General features: G+C 35.4%; 17 protein-coding genes. 12 read left to right on the top strand and 5 right to left on the bottom strand.

The window, feature by feature from the left end; all coding sequences use genetic code 11:
• Window positions 1-12 precede the first annotated feature (12 nt).
• Both aroF and ABS916_RS04170 read right to left on the bottom strand, forming a co-directional pair.
• Window positions 13-1053: a 3-deoxy-7-phosphoheptulonate synthase gene (aroF, locus tag ABS916_RS04175; RefSeq protein WP_350450720.1), complete on the bottom strand. Its 1041-nt coding sequence runs from the start codon at window positions 1051-1053 to the stop codon at window positions 13-15.
• Window positions 1054-1074: 21 nt separating this feature from the next.
• The gene (locus tag ABS916_RS04170) at window positions 1075-1611 is read right to left on the bottom strand and encodes a hypothetical protein (protein WP_251165841.1); all 537 of its coding nucleotides are present in this window, start codon (window positions 1609-1611) and stop codon (window positions 1075-1077) included.
• A 526-nt stretch (window positions 1612-2137) separates the two neighbouring features.
• Between ABS916_RS04170 and aroE the strand changes: the two genes are divergently transcribed.
• The 4 genes from aroE to ABS916_RS04150 are packed head-to-tail and all read left to right on the top strand — an operon-like array spanning window position 2138 to window position 4755.
• Window positions 2138-2953, top strand: a complete 816-nt coding sequence (aroE, locus tag ABS916_RS04165) for a shikimate dehydrogenase (protein ID WP_350450719.1) — start codon at window positions 2138-2140, stop codon at window positions 2951-2953.
• Entirely contained in the window at window positions 2950-3471 is a 522-nt protein-coding gene (locus tag ABS916_RS04160; protein WP_350450718.1) for a shikimate kinase, read from the top strand. Before aroE ends, ABS916_RS04160 begins: the two co-directional genes overlap by 4 nt.
• Before the next feature lies 1 nt (window position 3472).
• Window positions 3473-3922, top strand: coding sequence for a type II 3-dehydroquinate dehydratase (gene aroQ, locus ABS916_RS04155; RefSeq protein ID WP_350450717.1), 450 nt, complete (start codon window positions 3473-3475; stop codon window positions 3920-3922).
• Entirely contained in the window at window positions 3919-4755 is an 837-nt protein-coding gene (locus ABS916_RS04150; RefSeq protein ID WP_350450716.1) for a prephenate dehydrogenase, read from the top strand. Before aroQ ends, ABS916_RS04150 begins: the two co-directional genes overlap by 4 nt.
• A 153-nt stretch (window positions 4756-4908) precedes the next feature.
• On the opposite strand, the gene ABS916_RS04145 is transcribed toward ABS916_RS04150, so the two are convergent.
• Window positions 4909-5769, bottom strand: a complete 861-nt coding sequence (locus tag ABS916_RS04145; RefSeq protein ID WP_350450715.1) for an SDR family oxidoreductase — start codon at window positions 5767-5769, stop codon at window positions 4909-4911.
• Between the two features lie 158 nt (window positions 5770-5927).
• On the opposite strand from ABS916_RS04145, the gene ABS916_RS04140 reads away from it, so the two are divergent.
• The 3 genes from ABS916_RS04140 to ABS916_RS04130 all read left to right on the top strand — a co-directional run bounded on the left by ABS916_RS04140 (window position 5928) and on the right by ABS916_RS04130 (window position 7372).
• Entirely contained in the window at window positions 5928-6275 is a 348-nt protein-coding gene (locus tag ABS916_RS04140) for a winged helix-turn-helix transcriptional regulator (protein WP_023179373.1), read from the top strand.
• A gap of 33 nt (window positions 6276-6308) precedes the next feature.
• Window positions 6309-6701 carry a DUF1398 family protein gene (locus ABS916_RS04135; protein WP_350450714.1) on the top strand — a complete coding sequence of 131 codons (393 nt, stop codon included), beginning with the start codon at window positions 6309-6311 and terminating at the stop codon, window positions 6699-6701.
• 125 nt (window positions 6702-6826) lie between these two features.
• The gene (locus ABS916_RS04130) at window positions 6827-7372 is read left to right on the top strand and encodes an NADPH-dependent FMN reductase (protein ID WP_023179369.1); all 546 of its coding nucleotides are present in this window, start codon (window positions 6827-6829) and stop codon (window positions 7370-7372) included.
• 188 nt (window positions 7373-7560) lie between these two features.
• Here ABS916_RS04130 and ABS916_RS04125 read toward each other — a convergent pair whose 3' ends face one another.
• Entirely contained in the window at window positions 7561-8907 is a 1347-nt protein-coding gene (locus ABS916_RS04125) for an FAD-dependent oxidoreductase (protein WP_350450713.1), read from the bottom strand.
• A gap of 388 nt (window positions 8908-9295) precedes the next feature.
• Here ABS916_RS04125 and ABS916_RS04120 point away from each other — a divergent pair, with 388 nt between their 5' ends.
• The 5 genes from ABS916_RS04120 to ABS916_RS04100 all read left to right on the top strand — a co-directional run bounded on the left by ABS916_RS04120 (window position 9296) and on the right by ABS916_RS04100 (window position 14610).
• Window positions 9296-11140 (top strand): beta-glucoside-specific PTS transporter subunit IIABC, encoded by a 1845-nt coding sequence (locus ABS916_RS04120; RefSeq protein WP_251165837.1) that lies wholly within the window; start codon window positions 9296-9298, stop codon window positions 11138-11140.
• A gap of 2 nt (window positions 11141-11142) precedes the next feature.
• On the top strand, window positions 11143-12606 hold the full coding sequence (locus ABS916_RS04115) for a glycoside hydrolase family 1 protein (RefSeq protein WP_350450712.1): 1464 nt from the start codon (window positions 11143-11145) through the stop codon (window positions 12604-12606).
• Between the two features lie 23 nt (window positions 12607-12629).
• Window positions 12630-13478, top strand: coding sequence for a PRD domain-containing protein (locus tag ABS916_RS04110; protein ID WP_350450711.1), 849 nt, complete (start codon window positions 12630-12632; stop codon window positions 13476-13478).
• Window positions 13479-13633: 155 nt separating this feature from the next.
• Complete coding sequence (locus ABS916_RS04105; protein WP_350450710.1) at window positions 13634-14086, top strand: MarR family winged helix-turn-helix transcriptional regulator; 453 nt, start codon at window positions 13634-13636, stop codon at window positions 14084-14086.
• Between the two features lie 14 nt (window positions 14087-14100).
• Window positions 14101-14610, top strand: coding sequence for a GNAT family N-acetyltransferase (locus ABS916_RS04100; RefSeq protein WP_350450709.1), 510 nt, complete (start codon window positions 14101-14103; stop codon window positions 14608-14610).
• Window positions 14611-14680: 70 nt separating this feature from the next.
• On the opposite strand, the gene nrdF is transcribed toward ABS916_RS04100, so the two are convergent.
• A complete protein-coding gene (nrdF, locus tag ABS916_RS04095) occupies window positions 14681-15637 on the bottom strand; it encodes a class 1b ribonucleoside-diphosphate reductase subunit beta (RefSeq protein ID WP_301426220.1) in 957 nt (318 codons plus the stop codon).
• Between the last annotated feature and the right edge of the window lie 10 nt (window positions 15638-15647).

Here is a 15647-nt window from a genome sequence, read left to right as displayed (position 1 = left end):
ATCCTCCTCAGTTTATTTTGTTAGAATAGTAGCTGCTTCATTAATTGAACGACCTTCGAAATCAGCTAGCTTACGAGCTTTTTCCATCAATCTAGCAAATTCATCTGGTGTCAAACATTGTTCGCCATCGCTCCAAGCGTTAGCTGGATCGTTATGAACCTCAATCATTAAGCCGTCTGCTCCAGCAACGATACCTGATTTAGCGCCTGCTTCAACCAAGTAAGACATTCCACCAGCATGGCTCGGATCGATAATGATCGGCAAGTGAGAAAGCTCTTTGATGACAGGAACAGCTTGGATATCTAGTGTATTGCGGGTTTCTGTTTCAAATGTCCGAATGCCGCGTTCGCATAAAATAACATTTTCATTTCCTCCAGCCATGATGTACTCAGCTGACATCAACCATTCTTTGTAGGTTGCAGATAAGCCACGTTTTAAAAGGACTGGTGTATTCGTACGTCCAACTTCTTTTAGTAAATCAAAGTTTTGCATGTTGCGTGCACCAATTTGAATGATGTCTACCGAATCAACAAATTGATCGACCCATTTTGTCGACATCAATTCAGTCACGATGGGCATACCTGTTTCAGCTTTAGCAACTTGGAGCATTTTTAATCCTTCTAATTCAAGACCTTGGAAACTGTATGGAGAAGTTCTTGGCTTGAATGCACCGCCGCGTAAGAAGTTCGCACCAGCTTGTTTAAGTTGTTTTGCAATAGTCACAATTTGTTCTTCACTTTCTACAGAACATGGTCCCGCGATGATTCCTAATTTAGTACCACCGATTGTTTCGTCACCAATTTTGATGATAGAATTCTCAGGATGAAATTTTCTATTCGCTCTTTTGTAAGGATCTTCTACACGAATAACTTGTTCTACTTCCGAAAAAGCATGCAATTGGTGAGCATCGATTCCACTAGTATCGCCAATCAGACCTAGAAAATCGCGCTTGATATCGGTGAAATGACTCACGGTAACTCCTTGAGATTCTAATTTAGCAGCTAATTCTTTAACCTCATTTGCTTTAATTCCTTGTTTTAATACGATTATCATAGTCATTCTCCTCTGTATTGTTTAGTTTATTTTGTACAAACACCACACCATTACTGGCTCATAACGTTCTTCGATCGTGTACCCTACCTTTTTTTCTTTTTCAAACACATCCTCACTAATAATCGTATATTTCAGATTCTTTTTACAAAAGGCTGACCAAGCTTTGAATTTACTGTCTGAAAATTCAATTACTGTATCTTCGTTTTTTTTGATTAAATATTTTTTCAAAAAAATAGTGGTGGCTGGATGAATCATCGCTCGGTTTTCTGCATAAAAGCTATTTTTAATGAGAACCATGGGCTTGGTTTTTTGTTGGAAGACATCTACTAATTCAACTTTATCCCAGTAATCATAATTAAATTCTTTCCACCCGTAATCTTTTCGGGCGCTTTTAAAAGCTACAGGGAACAATACATATTGTTCGGTTAACTGATGAATATTGTGTAATAAGCTGTCAAAAGATGGATAGCCTACGATACCATCGTCTTCTGAATGGAGTAAAGATTCTGCGACTGTATAACTATCTGTGCTGCTTGGTCCTAACGTATGAATGATCATCTATTTTCCTCCACTAAAATTATTGAAAAACGAAAAAACGCCACACCCGATAGTCTATTGAAAGATTATCGAATGTAGCGTTAGGTAAGTTCACTAATAGTATAAATAAAATCAGATTAGTTCGTTGCCCCTTCGATTTCTTTCAAAATCTATAGGGCAACTGTTGTTAGCAGCTTAAAAAACTTTAGCCTCTATAGATTTTCTCATAAAGAAGCTAAAATAATAATTATTCAATTGTGAGTCCATTGCAGTTTTAAGTTGTGCTTGTAAGTTCATGGTGGTCTCTCCTCAATTGATCATTATCAGCTGTTTCCCAACTGTGAGTCCAATACTAGCAATTAAAAAATTCGTTGTCAACAAAAAACTAAAAACTAATTTCTGAAAATAATAATAAAAGTAGTCTGAACAACTGGTACCAAACGATTTAGATCCAATTGAAATAATTGTTCGTTAATTTTTTTATTGAACTTTAGGTTTCTTTTGTCTATACTTCAACACATTATCAAAGGATGGGAAGAGGTGCCTTATGAACTTTTACGGATTATTAGGAGAATCGCTTATACATAGCCATTCTCCAAGCCTCCATAAGTTAATTTATCAAAAAGTAGGACTAGACGCTGCTTACAAGCTCTTTGCGTTTCCACCAGCACAATTAAAACAAGCGATGGATGGTATTCGAACGTTATCCATCAATGGGGTAAACATCACAATTCCTTATAAAGAAGCTGTTATCCCTTATCTAGACGAAGTCGGTCCGTTAGCCAAAAAAATGGGAGCAGTGAATACGATTGAAAATGCAAATGGAAAGTTAATTGGGCACAATACAGATTACGCTGGCTTTGGCTTGATTTTAAGCCGTAGACAATGGGAGGTAAACGGGAAAATAGCAGTTATTTTAGGCTCAGGAGGCGCCTCGAAAACAGTTGAAGCGTATTTAATGGATTACGGGATTAAGATGATCTATATTGTGTCACGGAGGCCAGAACGGTTTAAAAATACCGAAAATAAAAGGTATACCAATTATGAGGAAGCCCAATCTTTAATGGGAGATTTTTTAATTAATACTTCGCCTGTTGGCATGTACCCTAATATCAATCAGTCTCCATTAAGTGAGAAGACTATTCAGCAATTTGATTATTTGATTGACCTGGTTTATAACCCTAGTGAAACTACTTTTTTAAGATTGGGACGTGAAAACAACAAGCAAACGGCTAATGGTTTAGATATGTTAGTGGGTCAAGCTGTTCGAGCAATAGAAATCTGGGAAAAGTGTTCAATTGGTGAACAAGTTACGGAAGAGTTGATTTCTGAATGGAAAACAAAAAATGGTGAAAATTTATGAAGACGAATATTGTGTTGATTGGTATGACAGGTAGCGGGAAAAGTACTATTGGAGAAAAACTTAGTCAACAACTAGGCATGCCGTTTAAAGATATCGATCTTTTTATTGAACATACAACAAAACAGTCAATTCCGGAACTATTTGAAGTAAGCGAAGCTCATTTTAGAGCGATTGAAACAAAAGCCTGTAAAAAAATAGCAGCAACTGAAAAACACACAGTTATTTCGTGTGGTGGCGGAGTAGTTTTGAATCCCGAAAATATTCAGGCACTAAGAAAAACAGGGTGGATTGTGTTCATCGATCGTCCTATCGAACACATCATTAAAGATATCGAAATTGCACATCGGCCTTTATTAAAAGAAGGTAAGAATAAGCTATACCAATTACATGAAGAGCGGTTTAGTTTGTATCAAAAAGCAGCTGATTTTCGAGTGGAAAATCAATCTACTTTGGAAGATGTATTAAATGACATTAAGACCCATCTTCCAGAAACCATTACGCATAAAAGGAGAAGATAATATGAAAATCGTTATTATTAATGGCCCAAATTTAAACTTCTTAGGGACTCGTGAACCCGAAATTTATGGAACACAAACGCTGGAAGAGATTGAAAGTAAGATTCAAAAATATGCTGAAACACAAGAAGTAGACTGTTCTTTTTTTCAAAGCAATTCTGAAGGGGAATTGATCGACCGGATTCAACAAGCCCATATGGATAAGGCAGATGGGATCGTCCTCAATCCGGCAGCGTATACCCATTACAGTTATGCTATTCACGATGCAGTGAAGTCAATAATGATACCAACTGTTGAAGTGCATTTAAGTGCGATTCATGCCCGTGAATCTTTTCGTAAAGAGTCTGTTATAGCATCAGCTTGTATTGGACAAATTTCAGGTTTTGGAGCAACAGGTTATTTATTGGCAATCCAAGCATTAAAAGAAGTCAGGAATAAAGGTGGGGAAAGATGAATATTGCAATTGTTGGGTTAGGAGCCATTGGAGGCTCTTTTGCTAAAGGATTTCAAGCAGCCGGATACACAAATGTCTATGGGGTAGATGTCAACGAAGCAACAGTGAAAACAGCTGTAAATCAAGGAATAATCAAACAGGGATTTGTAGAAGCTAACGACATTTTGCAGGATATGGATGTCATTATGATTTCTCTTTATCCAAATCAAATTGCGCCATTTGTCGAACAATATAGAAATGTCTTGAAAGATGGAGCCATTTTAACCGATGTGACAGGTGTTAAAACAGCCATTATAGAAAAAGTTTCTAAAGTACTTCCTTCAACAGTCGATTTTGTTTTTGCCCATCCCATGCGCGGCAGTGAGAAAAAGGGAATCATTGGTGCGGATCATACGCGTTTTATAGGAGCCAATGCTTTAATCACTACGATTCCTACAAATAAAGAAGCTTCTCTAAAACTCATTGAAAAGCTCTATAAAGAAGTAGGATTTGATCAAGTAACACGGGTTTCTCCCGAAAAACATGATGAACAAATCGCATATGTCAGTCAATTGATACATGTTTTATCTGTAGCGGTCGTAAATAGTACACAAGCTTCAGAAGAAACACTGATGTTTGCTGGAAATAGTTTTCAAGAGCTCACAAGGATCGCTGATATAAATGCTGATTTATGGAGTGAATTATTTTTAAATAACCGAACAGCCTTGTTGAAATCGATTGAACACTTCGAAATTGAATTGGATGCTTTGAAGTACACGCTAGAAGAGAATGATGATAAAGAGCTGAAAACAATCTTTAGTCGAGCCGCCAATAAACGAAGAGAATGGTATTGAGTGAATCCGTTGCAGAAGATATATAGTTAGCTTAAGAAATAAATAGTAAAAGAAAAAGTTGCCCTAAAATGAAATATGCCCTAAAAGTTAGAGTACTAAATCTAACTTTTAGGGCATATTTCTTTATAACAAACGATTAAATTCTACTTATAGTTATTTTTTCAAAAATTCTTTTAAAGCATCAACAAGTGGAGTTAAGGATTTGCCTAATGCTTTTTCAAAATCCTCCGATGTTACATTTAATTCACCGTTACGAATATCATTTTGAATCATTAAAATGAAACTCACTGCTGCCTCAGGAACACCGTTGCTGATTAATGCAGCTTGATAATCTTCATCATTCATTGCAACAACTTCAAATTCTTTACCACTAGCAGTTTTAAGAGCTTCAGCTAGTTCTGCATAAGTAATTGGAGTACCTGATAATTCAAGTATTTCTGGTGCAGCTGCTTTTTCCGTTAACACATTGATAGCAGCCTCAGCAAATTCACGTTTTAATGCCCAACCCGTTTTTCCGTTTTCAGCAGAGTACGTAAATGCATGGCCTGCTACTGCTGCATTGAGCGTGTCTGCTTCATTTTCCAAATACCAATTGTTGCGTAAAAAAGTGTGAGAAATGTGAGATTCAGAAATTAATTTTTCAGTGAGGATATGATCTTGGGCTAATGGGCTGTTTGAGGTAGCGCCTTTAGGAAAACTGGTATAAGCGATAAATGAGACACCGGTTTCTATAGCAGCATTGACGACATTTTTGTGTTGTTCATCGCGTGAAACCACTCCACCTGGTTGTGAGGAAACAAAGAGCATGCGATCGACACCGTTGAAAGCTTTAACTAAACTAGTATAGTCACTAAAGTCAGCAATCCGTACTTCAATCCCTTGTTCACGAAGTTTAGCAGCTTTTTCTTCAGTTCTTGCCAGAGCCACAATATCAGTTAAATCAATTTGTTCTTTCAAGTAATGTAAGGCATAAGTTCCTAATTCTCCAGTTGCTCCTGTTAACAAATAGTTCATCTTATATCAACCTTTCTATTCGTGAGATTTGGTTTATAAAAGCTTGTTTTTTTCAAGTTCTAACACTATGATAGGAGTCTAAGTAACTAATGTAAAGTTAGTACTTTTAAGTTACTTAGTAACAAAAAAGTAACTATTGCGAGAGGACGAGGTTTTTAATGCGAGATAAATTATCGGCTTGCCCAGTAGAGACGACACTTTTGGTGATAAACGATCGTTGGAAAGTGTTGATATTAAGAGAACTACTAGATGGGACTAAACGGTTTGGAGAATTAAGAAAATCGATTGGTACTGTTTCACCAAAAGTATTGACGTCACATTTGCGTTCTATGGAAGAAGATGGGTTAGTTGACCGCGAAATTTTTGCAGAAGTCCCGCCACGCGTTGAATATACATTGACAGAATTAGGAGATAGTTTAAAGCCCATTTTAGATGCAATGAAAGACTGGGGCACAGATTATCAAGCAAAGGTTAAACTTAAGTTGAAAGAAACAAATGAAGATTAACATACTAACGAATATAAAAAGGAGCTAATTTAAATGAGTCTAAATTACCAAGAGATTGAAAAAGTAATAAATGCAGAAAAGAATGCTGGCGAATTCGCTCAGTTAATGCACGAACTACAGAAATTAGGTGTGAAGCGATACGATTATTTGGTTACTGAAGGGACGTATCGATATTTTGATGAGGATAATTCTGTCGACTTAAAATTGAATGGGGTCCCAAAAGTAGTTTCTGATCAAAGTGACTCTAAAGCTATCAAATCGGCTATTAAAAGAGCACAATCAGGAGAGTTTGATTTTGAAAAATTTTGTGAACTAGCTGGAGCAGCTGGCGTGCCAGTTTGGACAAGTGATTTAGTAACGAAGCAAGTCACTTATTACGATGCTTATCATCAGGCATTATTAGTAGAGCCGATTCCGGGACTATAAGGTAAAAAATGTGAAATTCATATAGAAGTAAAAGTATTTTAGTTTTTTACTTGTAAAAAGTAAGTGTAGGGTGTAGGATGTATTTATAAGGAAAAATAAAATAAATCATTTGGAGGTAATTATTCATGTCAAAAAATATTGGGATTTTAGTAGGAAGTTTACGTAAAGATTCTTTAAATAAAATTGTAGCAAAAAAATTAGCTGAGTTATTCCCAGCTGATGATACTGTAACATTTATTGAAATTGGCGACTTACCAGTTTACAATGAAGATTTAGAAGAAAATGCTCCAGAAAGTTACACTCGTTTCCGTAAAGAAATGAAAGAACAAGACGCATATGTATTCATAACTCCAGAATACAACCGTGGTATGCCAGCTTCATTGAAAAATGCTATTGATGTTGGTTCTCGTCCATGGGGAGAAAGTGTATGGCCAGGAAAACCAGTTCTCGTTGGTTCAGTATCTCCAGCAGGTATTTCTGGTGCATTAGCTAACCACCAAATTCGTCAATCACTAGTATTCGGTGACAGCCCAGTTATGGCTCAACCAGAACTTTATATTGATGCATCTAAAACAATTGGTGAAGACGGACAAGTAGTTCCAGGATCAATTGAATTCTTACAAACTGTTGCAGATGCATTCGTAGCATTCATCGACAAAAACTCTAAATAATAGATAAAATTTAAAACTGTACGAAGAAGCTGAGACATCATCTAGCTGAAAAGCGTGTATAAAACTTCAGCTTTAGAAGCACAAAAACAGCTTCACAATAGGAATTTTCCCTACTGTGAAGCTGTTTTTTATTGTATTAGTTTTTTAAATTTAGCAACTTTTTTATTTATCGTTTGTATGAAAAAGTACTATAATTTTTCACTATCAAAGTTATCATCTAAAGCTTTTTGAGCAAGAACATTTAGGTAGTTCCATGGACGGTTGAATCCTGGTTGGAAGAAGAAATCAGCAAAGGCTAATTTTTCTAAAGTCCAACCTGAAGAGATAGCTACCGATAGTACATTGATAGAAGCTGTAACGTCATAAGTTGACATCAATTGAGCACCCACAATGCGGTGACTGTCTTTTTCAAAGTGAATTTTCATCATGACTTTTTCGTCATCAATAAAAGTCGGACGAATATTTTCTACTACGAATGTGCTAGCTACTTCAGCGTCAATGGAGTCTTGATCGATGTCTTTCACACCTGTAGAAGCTAATTTGTAGTCGAATAATGTTAAACCAGATGTCCCAGATACTTCAGGCATTTTAACTTTTTTCTCTAAAATGTTTTTAGCTGCAATCACTCCTTGACGACGAGCATTAGATGCTAAAGCAATTAGTTTTGAACCATGATTTGGCGCAAAGGGAATTTTTGTAGCATCTCCCATTGCAAAAATATCTTTTTCAGAGGTTTCTAGGTAGTCGTCAATAACAACAGTTCCGTCAGGGTTTAATTCAACGATTCCTTGAAGCCATTTCGTATTTGGACGAACACCAACAGCCATAATTACCGTGTCTGCTTCGTATTCCCCTTTATCCGTTACAACTTTTTTAACGGTTCCGTTTTCGCCAACAACTTCTTTAACCATTTCGCTTGTGCGAACAGTCAATCCATTTTGATCCATATTTTCGTTCAATACATCAACAAATTCTTTATCTAGGTACGTATTCAATACGCGGTCTAAAGAATCAATAACCGTTGTCTTAATACCTACTTTAGCAAATGCTTCAGCTACTTCAATACCGATGTAACCTCCACCGACAACAACCGCTTTTTTCGATTGACCCATACGTGTTTTAACTTTTTCAGCCCAATTACGGCCACGTACATAGAAGATATTATCTAAGTCAGCACCAGGAATTGGAATTTTTACAGGCGCTGCACCAGGAGAAAGAATCAATTTATCATAGCTTTCTTCAGTTTCTCCGTCAGTTGTTTTAACAGTAATGGTTTTAGCTTTGGGGTTAATCCCAACAACGTCACTATTCATATGAACATTTACATGTTGTTCGATATACGAATCCTCTGTTGCATAATGTAAACTATCTAAAGACTCAGCAATGCCTTCTAAGTAACTTTGAATTCCACAAGATAAGAATGATGCGGTATCTCCACGTTCATACAAATGCAATTCAGCATCTGGTTGCTCCTTCAATAATGTTTGAATGGCTTCATAGCCAGCATGTGATGTTCCTACGACAATAATTTTCAAAAAAAAGGCCCCCAATAATAAGTATTTGTTACAAAATGAACTTTACCACTTATTTTGATTTTTATGAAGTAATCTGCCTATAGGGCAACTTAGGAATATTAATATTTCCGGTGTCTACTGTGTATAGAGTAGATTAGTATACCAAATTTTAAATAAAATTTATTGGAAATAAGTTACTTGAAGGAATAATAAAATTGATTTCAAATTATATGTTGACGGTTTCAAATACCTGTAGTATAGTAATGGTAACTTAATCAGGCATGTGACTGGTAATGCAGGCAGGACCTAAAACAACGAATCATTAGGAGTAAAATCCTATGAACCGTTTTTTAGGTCCTTTTTTGTATACTAAAATCTCATCTGCCACAATAAAAGGAGGAATTCATAGATGAACTATCAACAAATAGCTGCAGAAATTGTTAAACAGGTAGGTGGGAAAAAGAATATTTCGCATTTGGAGCATTGCTCTACTAGGCTTAGATTTACGTTAAATGATGATTCTAAAGCGGATGTTAAAGCATTGGAACAAATTGATGGTGTAATGGGAGTTAGGCAAAATGTTCAATGTCAAGTGATTATTGGCAATGAAGTTGTAGAAGTTTACGATGAAGTTTTAAAAGTAATTGGAGATATTCCAGCATCGAACGAACCTGGAAATAAACCTAAACAAAAATTAAGTAGTTTAATAATGGATTTCATCATTAGTATTTTTCAACCTTTAATTCCTGCAATTGCAGGTGGTGGAATATTGAAATCTATGTTGTTACTCATTTCAATGTTTGGTTGGATAGACCCAGCTTCTCAAACATATCAAATATTAGATCTTATTGGAGGAGCACCTCTTTATTTCTTACCAATACTTGTAGCTATGACAACAGCTAATAAATTAAAAGTCAATTCACTTGTTGCAGTATCTGCAGTTGGAGCGTTGATTCTTCCGAGTATGACTACATTGATTTCAGAAGGTACTTCGTTATTCTCAATTGGTGTTCCAAACGTAGCTTATGCTTCACAAGTTTTTCCAGCAATCTTATGTATTTTACTTTATGCTCAAATGGAGAAACTATTTACAAAGTACTCTCCTAAAGCTATTAGAATTTTCTTTGTTCCTATGATGTCATTGTTAATTACTGTACCAATAACGTTATTAGTATTAGGTCCAATTGGCATTACTGTTGGACAAGGATTTGCAAACGTTATCTTATTCCTCTTTAATCAATTTGGATGGGTTGCGACTGCTGCTCTTGCTGCTTTCTTACCGTTTATGGTAGTAACTGGGATGCACAAAGCGATGATTCCATATGCAGTAACTTCTATAAGTGAAATGGGTCGTGAATTGCTTTATTTACCAGCTTCTTTAGCTCATAACCTTGCTGAGTCTGGCGCCTGTTTTGCAGTTGCTGTCAAAAGCAAAGATAAAAGGTTGAAATCTACTGCATTATCAGCAGGAATCTCAGCGTTGTTTGGAATTACAGAACCAGCACTTTATGGAGTCACAATTTTGCATAAAAAAGTCTTATATAGTGTCATGCTCGGAAGTTTGATAGGCGGAGCATTTATAGGCATTATGGCGGTTGAAGCTTTTGCACTAGTTGGACCAGGTTTGGCTAGTATTACTATGTTTGCTTCTCCAGATAATAATTTGAATTTAGTTTATGCTTTTGTAACATTAGGTATCTCATTTGTAGTCTCTTTTGTTACTGTACTATTTTTATGGAAAGAAGAAGTAACTGAATCGGAAGAACAAGCTTTTGCGGAGAACGTATCAGGAAGTACAAATTTTTATAGCCCAGTTGAAGGAGAAGTCATTCCTTTAGCTGAAGTAAACGATGAAGTATTTTCGACTAAGTTAGTAGGAGAGGGCATTGGTATTATTCCTGAAATAGGAGAATTACATGCTCCTGCTGATGGAACGATCACTATGTTATTTGAAACGCATCATGCAATAGGAATGAAAATGAGAAATGGAGCTGAAGTTCTTTTTCATATTGGATTAGAAACCGTGCAATTAGAAGGGAAATACTTCACACCACACGTTAAAGAGGGTAATGTCGTTAAAGCAGGTGATAGTTTGATATCATTTGATATAGAAGCTATCAAAAATGCTGGATATGATCCGACGGTTATAGCAGTTGTAACCAATAAAGAATTGTTCAAGATCAATCAAATGATTACACATGAAAAAGCAAGCCAAAATCAAACCGTTATGACGGTAGCACAGATAGGAGAATAAACATGACTAAAACAACAAGTTTTCCAAAAGGATTTTTATGGGGCGGTGCAATTGCAGCCAACCAAGCAGAAGGAGCATGGAATAAAGATGGTAAAGGGCTATCTGTAGCAGATGTTGCAACTTATAAACCCAATTTAGATGTGAAAAATTTTGCAGGACATATGGAAATAACAACAGAAAGCGTTATAGAAGCGATGGAAGATCCTACTGATAAAATCTATCCTAAGCGTCGTGGGATTGATTTCTACCATAGATATAAAGAGGATTTAGCTTTATTCGCTGAGATGGGCACAAAAGCTCTACGCGTATCAATTGCTTGGTCTAGAATCTTTCCTACAGGAGAAGAAGCTGAACCTAATGAAAAAGGGCTAGTTTTTTATGATAATCTATTTCAAGAAATGAAACATTTGAATATTGAACCAATAGTGACATTGTCTCATTATGAAATGCCGTTAGCATTAAGCTTGGAATACAATGGTTGGGCTGACCGTCGAGTGATTGATGATTTTGTTCGTTTTTCAAACGTCTGTTTTGATCGCTATAAGGATTTGGTTAAGTACTGGCTGACATTTAATGAAATTGATAGCATTCACCGTCATCCATTTACGACAGCAGGAATCATTCCAGACAAATGTCCAGAAGGTAAAGAAGAAGAAGTTATTTATCAAGCACTGCACCATCAATTTGTTGCATCAGCTTTAGTGACAAGAGATTGTCATGAAAAAATAAAAGGCAGTGAAGTTGGCTGTATGATTACGAAATTAACAACATATCCAAGAACTTGTACACCAATTGATGTAGAGCTTACTTTGAAAAAGAATCTAGAAAACCTGTTTTATGCAGATGTTCAAGTTTTTGGAGAATACCCTAAGTTGATTGAACGTCAATTAGAAAATAAAGGGATTCATATTAAAATGGAAGGAAATGATCGAGCTATTCTAAAAGAACATACGGTGGATTTTGTATCCTTCAGCTACTATATGTCTATGACTGAATCAGGCGATGAAAATGCTGAACGTACAGCAGGAAATACTGTTTTAGGAGTGAAAAATCCTTATCTTCCATCTACTGATTGGGGCTGGCAAATTGATCCAAAAGGATTGAAAATTTCTTTACTTGAATTATATGATCGTTATCAAGTACCATTGATGATAGTAGAAAACGGCATGGGTGCAAAGGATGAAGTCGTTGAAGGAAAAATTCATGACCCTTATCGGATCAATTATTTTAAAGAACACTTTAAACAAATGGGTGAAGCCATTGATGAAGGTGTAGACCTAATTGGGTATACCAGCTGGGGTGCAATTGATATTGTGAGCGCAGGAACTTCTCAAATGTCGAAACGTTATGGATTTATTTACGTTGATCAAGACGATGAAGGTAATGGGACACTGGATCGATTGAAAAAAGATTCCTTTTATTGGTATAAAGACGTTATTGAATCAAATGGAGCAAGTATAGACTAAAAAGTAAACGGGAGTGATTTTCTTTGACACATATAAAAAAAGTACTCAACTCAAGTGTGGTACTAGTAGAAAAAGATGGAAAAGAAATGGTTGTGTTTGGAAAAGGGATTGGGTATGGTAAGAAACCTGGAATGTCTATTGAAGATAACCAAGTGGATCAATCCTTTCTTCCTGTAGAAAACATACAGACTCAACAACTTTTAGACTTGGTTGATGCAATCTCTCCCGTTTATTTTGATATCACTCAAGAGATTGTTCAGTACGCAGAACAGTATTTAGGTTCTCCATTAAATCTTAGTATTTACTTCACACTAATGGATCATTTGAATTTTGCAGTAGAGAGAGCAGAAAAGGGAATTAACATTACTAATCGAGTATATTGGGAAATAAAGAGCTATTACCCAAAAGAATTCCACATTGGCGAGTATGCTTGTACCTTGGTAAACAAGGCTTTAGAAACTAATTTACCGGAAGAGGAAGCTGCGAATATTGCGTTTCATTTGATCAATGCACAGAATTCAGATAATCAGAATGCTGATGGTATGAAATACGCTAAAATGGTTGGTAGCATCGTTAATTTGATTCGGTATAGTTTGAATACAACGGTCAATACTGAATCCATTCATTATGTACGATTTATTACTCACGTTAAATTTTTTGTAGAGCGTTTTTTTGCAGATAAATTGATGGAAAAAGGCGATAAAAATTTGTTTGAGCAAATTGCAACTCTTTATCCTCAAGCTATGAATAGTGCCTTTAAAGTTAAAGAATATGTGGAAAAAATATATGGTAAAGAAGTACCGGATGATGAATTAACCTATTTAGCGGTTCATATCAATCGATTATTAAATTATAATGAATTAGATGGCTAAAAAAATGAGCTAATGGTAGTAATGCTACTCACTTAAGCTTGTATATTAAAAAAAAAGAAGAACAACACTTAAAAAGTGTTGTTTTTCTTTTTTTGTTGCAATTGCAACAAAAATAGTTATAATAGGAATTGTTAAGAACGAAAAGGGGGAACGAAATGATAGATATTCTTCGTGACATTGGCGTGATCGCAAGAGCTTTAGACTCTATTGCTAATATAGAATTTAAAAATCACAATCTTACAAGAGGTCAATACCTCTACTTAATGAGGATTAAAGAAAATCCAGGAATTATACCGGATAATTTAAGTGAAATGATAAAAGTAGATCGTACTACTGCATCGAGAGCTATTCAAAAACTTGAACAAAATGGATTGATTGAAAAAAGAGCTGATTCAGTGAATAAAAAAATCAAAAGACTATTTACTACGCCTCAAGGTGATAAATTAGCGGAATATATTTTGAAAGAAAATCTTTATTCTAATGAGGTTGCTTTAAAAGGCTTGTCGGACGAAGAAATCAAAAATTTTTCTCAAATTTTAAACAAAATAAAACAGAATACAGAAGCTGAGTGGGATTTTGTGAAAAAAGGAAATAGACGAAATTACTAAAGGAGACTGATACTATGGAATTGAAAAAATGCACATTAGAAGATTTAGAATTACTTCAAAAAATCAGCATAGAACTGTTTACGGATACCTTTAAGGATCAAAACACTGAGGAAGACTTAAAAAATTATTTGGAAAAAGCCTATAATAGTACACAACTCAAAAAAGAACTTACAAACAAAAATTCTACTTTTTTCTTTCTATCAGATAACGAAGAAATAGCCGGTTACTTAAAATTAAACATAGGTGATGCACAAACAGAAGACATCGCTGAAAATGCTGTAGAAATCGAAAGAATCTACATTCGAAGTAACCGTAAAAGAAAAGGGTATGGAACAGTTTTGATAGAAAAAGCTGAACAATTTGCAAAAGAAAAGAATAAAGAAGTGATTTGGTTAGGCGTTTGGGAAGAAAATCTAAGTGCTCTTTCCTTTTATAAAAAGAAGGGGTTTATTCATATTAGTTCACATTCGTTCTTCATGGGTGATGATGAGCAAACTGATTTGATCATGACCAAGACAATTTAATATGGATGCAACTAGTTAGAGCAAAAATAAAGAAGAACCGTCTATTACAAGCACGGTTCTTCTTTTTGTATTAAAAATCGTAGTCTTCATCTACCATTGATTCAGCATCGCCCATAAGATATCCTGCTCCAACTTGTGAGAAGAAGTCATGGTTTGATGTTTCAATTGAAATACCATTCATCACAATCGGGTTAACATCATCTAAATCAGCATGATCATAATAAGCTGGGAAACCCATATTTTGTAATGATTTATTAGCGTTGTAACGGACAAATGTCTTAACATCTTCGGCTATACCTATTGGACTATAGATTTCTTCAGTGTAAGCTAGTTCATTTTCCATCAGATCTTCCAACAACGGGTACATCCAATCTAGCAATTTCTTTTGTTCTTCTTCAGGCAATTCATTGTAAGTTAATTGGAATTTATACCCTAAGTAAGTACCATGTACTGATTCATCACGGATAATCAATTTAATAAGCTCAGCTAGATTAGCAAGTTTATTACTGCCGCGGTACCATAATGGGGCAAAGAAGTTACTGTAGTATAAAATACCTTCTAAAAAGATACTTGCAATCTTCTTTTGCAAACCATTACCAGTTTGATAGATATCATTAATCCGTTTTGCTTTGTATTGCATCCGTTCGTCATTATTCATCCAATCATAGATCTCATTGATACTTTTGATACTGTTCAAAGAAGTTAGAATTGTTCCATAACTCTTCGCATGTATGGATTCCATAAACAAAAAATTATTAAGAATAGCAGCTTCTTTATGGGTCCGAACGTCCTCCCGCATAGCGTTAACACCTTTTTCAGATTGTAATGTATCTAGCAATGCTAGACCTCCAACGACCTTTTTAATAACTTCTTGTTCAATAGATGAAAGTTCTCGCCAGTCTGCTAAGTCGTTTGAAATAGGAACACGAGTATCTAGCCAGAATTGTGAGGTTGCCTTATCCCAAACATAATCGTCTAACTCATCTTCAATTTTATTCCAATTGATTACTTTATGTTTTGAAGTCATAATTTTTTCC

It is taken from the genome of Carnobacterium sp., from assembly GCF_040274945.1.
Taxonomy (GTDB): domain Bacteria; phylum Bacillota; class Bacilli; order Lactobacillales; family Carnobacteriaceae; genus Carnobacterium_B.
The sequence above is the reverse complement of the archived record's forward strand: the minus strand, read 5'-3'. Positions and strand labels throughout refer to the sequence as shown.